This window comes from Endozoicomonas sp. SESOKO1 (assembly GCF_024606265.1).
GTDB lineage: Bacteria > Pseudomonadota > Gammaproteobacteria > Pseudomonadales > Endozoicomonadaceae > Endozoicomonas.
The window spans coordinates 1-4,490 of record NZ_JAHHPP010000199.1 but is presented as its reverse complement, the minus strand read 5'-3'; the positions used below and the strand labels follow the sequence as shown (position 1 = coordinate 4,490).

The 4,490-nt window shown below is 49.1% G+C and carries 2 protein-coding genes and 1 pseudogene; 1 reads left to right on the top strand and 2 read right to left on the bottom strand.

Annotated features, from left to right (window positions below):
- Positions 1 to 2,072, top strand: a 2,072-nt coding sequence (locus tag KDK13_RS09455; protein WP_257284730.1) for an F-box protein, incomplete at its 5' end; no start/stop codon positions are given.
- 27 nt (positions 2,073 to 2,099) lie between these two features.
- Here the strand turns inward: KDK13_RS09455 and KDK13_RS19200 are convergent.
- Positions 2,100 to 3,608, bottom strand: a complete 1,509-nt coding sequence (locus KDK13_RS19200; RefSeq protein WP_257284729.1) for an F-box/WD repeat-containing protein — start codon at positions 3,606 to 3,608, stop codon at positions 2,100 to 2,102.
- Positions 3,609 to 3,686: 78 nt separating this feature from the next.
- Positions 3,687 to 4,457, bottom strand: a pseudogene (locus KDK13_RS09445) (GTPase); the annotation flags it as partial.
- Positions 4,458 to 4,490 lie beyond the last annotated feature (33 nt).

The following is a 4,490-nucleotide window of genomic DNA, read 5'->3' as shown; positions in this document are numbered from 1 at the left end:
AAATAAGAGGATTTATCTTGCAATCACCTATCACACAGGAAAAACCTAATGAACCTTTTCTGAGTGAAACGAGTCTGGCTATTCCTGAACAATCAGCTCATTTCCACAGTTGGTGTATTACCAGGCTACCGGTGGAATTATTGTTGAAAATTTCCGGTTATTTATCGCTTAAGGACGCGTGTAATTTGGCACTTGTTTCCAGAAAAATGCGCACTGTCCTGACTGAATATGGCTTGTTTGAACTCGTTCGATGTTATGGGAGTCTGGGTAAGAATGAACAGCTATTTTACCGGGATCTGAGTATTACCAATAAGCCACTGATTCATCATCTGCGGACATCAAAAATACAAGTCATTGCCGGGCAATCGTATTGTACTGAAAATTTTCCGGCAATCTGCGCATATCACGCTGATAATTTACGCAATGAAACCATTAATGCCACATCCCTTAATTTTGTGCTGCAAAACTCGATTGGCAGGGAAGATTTCATTAGCGATTACTATCTCAATGAGAATCACAGTCGGCTGCTCATTAATGATCGTCACAGCTTTCAGTTTTCTATCTGGACGGCGGGAAATAATGGCTGCTGGAACAGGGAATTCACTATTGAGGGGCGCTGTTTCTTCGATTGCTTTAACAGCATTGATCGATACCATGGCAATACTGTTTTTATACCTGTTGATCCTCCCCCCTCTGATAGACCTGCTTTTAAAACCTATGGCGCTAAAGACGCTTTACTGTCGATTATTCAGCAGGATGGGAAAGGCTTATGGACTGAAACAAAGCGAATGACTGTCGCTGAGCTTTTTCCCCATGCTGGTAGTGAACAAAGTATTGATTTTAGCTCTTTATCTTTTCAGGTTTCGCCCGATGGCAAATCTCTGATTTATTCTGACTCCTCCCAGACGAGCCAGATTTTAGGTCGAGAGTTGAATGGTCAATGGACAATCAACGGTGTTTGCCCCCAAGGTAACAATAATTTCAGCCCGGACAGTAATCATATTGCCATAGATCATCAAATATATATCGAATTCTTTGGAAAACAAAAGGATGGCCGCTGGTTAGCCAACGGGATGCTGGAATTTAACGTGTACACCACGGCTCTGACAGAAGCAGGAATAGATATAGATGATATAGGAGGTTTTGACTCAGTTACATTCAGTCCGGACAGTCAACATTTTGCGGCATGCTTCAATTATGCAGGGGAAGATTCCGACGACATGGAAATATATGTAGAGGATTTTTTCGTGGTTGTTTTTAGTCTTGGCGATAACGGTCGATGGTCTGAAACCATAAGAATCATCAAACATCAGCCGTACCCCGACCTATGTATATCACTGGAAGCAACCTTCAGTCCCAATAGCCGGTATCTGGTTGTGCATGGCGAAGATAATTTTGATATCTGGCATTTAACGGATAACAACGGTTGGGTAGCGGAAATAAAAGATCATGACTATTTCCAGAAGTCCCCGTTGGTTTTGCCTAAGTCAATGGTGACATTCAATGTCGACTCCTCAGTATTTGTGCTGTTTCAGGAGGGATCTGCAATGGTCTGGCAATTGAATGGGGCCGGAACGTGGCACTGCCAGCACATGTTTACTTATCTTTGTGACAGGAGAGGTCGTCGCAGGTGTGAAAACTCCGCTGTTCCCTCTGCCCAGAAGCTCAGCCCGGACGGACACTCGATTATTTGTACTGATGATCGGGGAAGGCTGGATATTCAGGTACAAAAGGAAAACGGTGAATGGGTCCGGCAAACCCCAGTCCCTGATTTACGACTCTGTAAACCTGTTTTTAATCACGGTGGGTATCTTCTTGTCGGCCTTGATGTTAACGACAAATCTTGCCTGGTTGTACTGGGCATAAGCCCAAAGGGTATCTGGCAGGAAAAGGGTCGCCTGCAAGTGGAGGGCTGCATTGATAACTTCAGATTTAGCCCTTGCGGTCACTCCCTAAAGGTCAGCTCTATGGATGGTGACCGGAAAATCCTGTCTTTTTGGCAGATAGAGCGGGAGTCTGACAGACAACAAAGAATGAATTTACCGAATTCCCGGGAGGCTGACTGGAAATAACACCCATCTGTGCGGACCCCATCTGGACTACCCGTCAGGATCTCTCAGATCCCACACCCTTACGGTCTGGTCATGAGAGCAGGAAGCCAGTCGCCCACCGGGCAATGACGTAACAAAGATCACGCTTTCGGTATGCCCATGCAGCGTTGCCACGCATGGCTCTCCATCGGGCAAGCTCAGATCCCATACCCTTACGGTATTGTCAAAAGAGCAGGAAGCCAGTCGCCCATCGGGCAATAACGTGACTGATTTCACCCAGCTGGTATGCCCATGCAGCGTCGCCACGCAGGGCTGCCGGTAAAGATTATTCAGATCCCACACCTTTATGGTTTTGTCATCACCGCAGGAAACCAGCTGCTTACTGGCCAATGGCGCAACTGAGTTCACCCAGCCGGCATGCCCATGCAACGTTGCCACGCATGGTGGCCCCCGGAAATTGCTCAGATCCCACACCTTTATGGTCTCGTTCGCCGAGGAGGAAACCAGCAGCCCGTCAGGCAATTGCGTGACGCAGTACACCCATGACTGATGACTATTCAGCGTCGCCACGCATTGCTGCCCGTCGGGCTTGTTCAGATCCCAGACCTTTACGGTCCTGTCATCAGAGCAGGAAACCAGCCGCCCATCGGCCAGTGTCGTGACTGAGTTCACCCTGCCTGTGTGTCCATTGAGCGTCGCTACGCATTCCTGCCCGTTGGGCTGGTTCAGATCCCACACCTTCAGGGTCTTGTCATCAGAGCAGGAAACCAGGCGCCCGTCGGGCAATGTCGTGACTGAGCTCACCTTGCCTGTATGTCCATTGAGCGTCGCCACGCATTGCTGCCCGTTGGGCTGGTCCAGATCCCACACTTTCAGGGTCTTGTCAGTAGAGCAGGAAACCAGCCGCCCATCGGGCAATGCCGTGACTGAGTTCACCCTGTCAGTATGGCCATTGAGTGTCGCCACGCAGGTTTTTTGGGTATTCATTCCCAGAGACATCAGGTATTTATTACTTGCGTTTCGATGATCAGCAAGCCGTAGGCAGGAAGCCGGTCGTTCATCGGCCAATGCGGTGGCTGAGTTCATTTCGACGGTATACTTTTTCGACGCCACCCAGGCTTCCCAGGTATAATTTTCCAGAGAAGCCAGGTATTGATTGCTTAGGTATCGATGATAAACAAGCCATAATAACCGGTCATCAATTTCATTGTTTGGTACAGCAGGTATATGTAAATCCCTGTCTTCAATTATCTTCCTATAGGCTTCAAGGGCAGAGCCATAATATTGCAAGGCCAGTTTTTTCAGTTTTGCTTCTGTGTTGAAACGGGTAATCAAGCCCTTACTTGTTATGGTCAGGCGACTGAAATCAACGAGAGTCAGGTAGTCGGAAATTTTAATCAGAAGCTCATTTGGCAATTTCAGAAAAGGCGACACCTGTTCCGGAGGAACAACCGAAACCCTCTCCGTCGTTTTTTCTCCGACCTGGTTACCAGGCGGATTGGTTGCCTGGTAAAGGTCAGGGGAAATGGCATTATTATCAGCAATATTTGATTTCACATCTCTGACCGGTAAACCGTTTTAGCGTTCTTTTCAGGCAAAACAATAAATCCGACCTTAACCCGGTATTTATACCGGTTACTTTCCAATACAGAATGACGAAAAGATACGCCCCAACAGGTCATCACTGGAAAAGGTGCCGGTAATTTCTCCCAGGGCTTTCTGGGCAAGACGAAGGTCCTCTGCCAGCAGCTCTCCTGCTCCAAGGTGCTCCAGTTGCTGACGACCGTTCTCAATATACTCTCCTGCCTGTCGCAACGCCTCCAGGTGGCGGCGCCGGGCAGAAAAACTGCCCTCCATGGCGCCTTCAAAGCCCATGCAGGCTTTCAGGTGCTCCCGGAGAGCATCGACTCCGTGCTCGCTTTTCTGGTCATTACAGGCACACAGACGTATAACCGGAACACCATCAACCTCTGAAGCTCCGGGCTGCTCACCGGTCAGGTCGATTTTATTGCGAATAATCGTCAGTTTCTCCTGCACGGGCAAACGGTCGGCAAACTCAGGCCAGATATCATGAGCATGGGTTGCGTCGGTTGATGATCCATCCACCATCAGCAACACCCGGTCAGCCTCTTCAATGGCTTTAAAAGCCCGCTCTACACCAATCTGTTCCACCCGGTCCCCGGTTTCTCGCAGACCGGCGGTATCAACCACATGCAGCGGCATGCCATCGATATTGATATGCTCTTTCAATATATCCCGGGTGGTGCCGGCAATATCGGTGACAATGGCCGTGTCCCGGCCAGCCAGAACATTCATCAGGCTGGATTTTCCGGCATTGGGCCGACCGGCAATCACCACCGTCATGCCATCCCTGAGAATCGCGCCCTGGCCCGCTTCACGGATAACCTCAGCCCTGCGCTCACTTCAGGGAGCATTCTC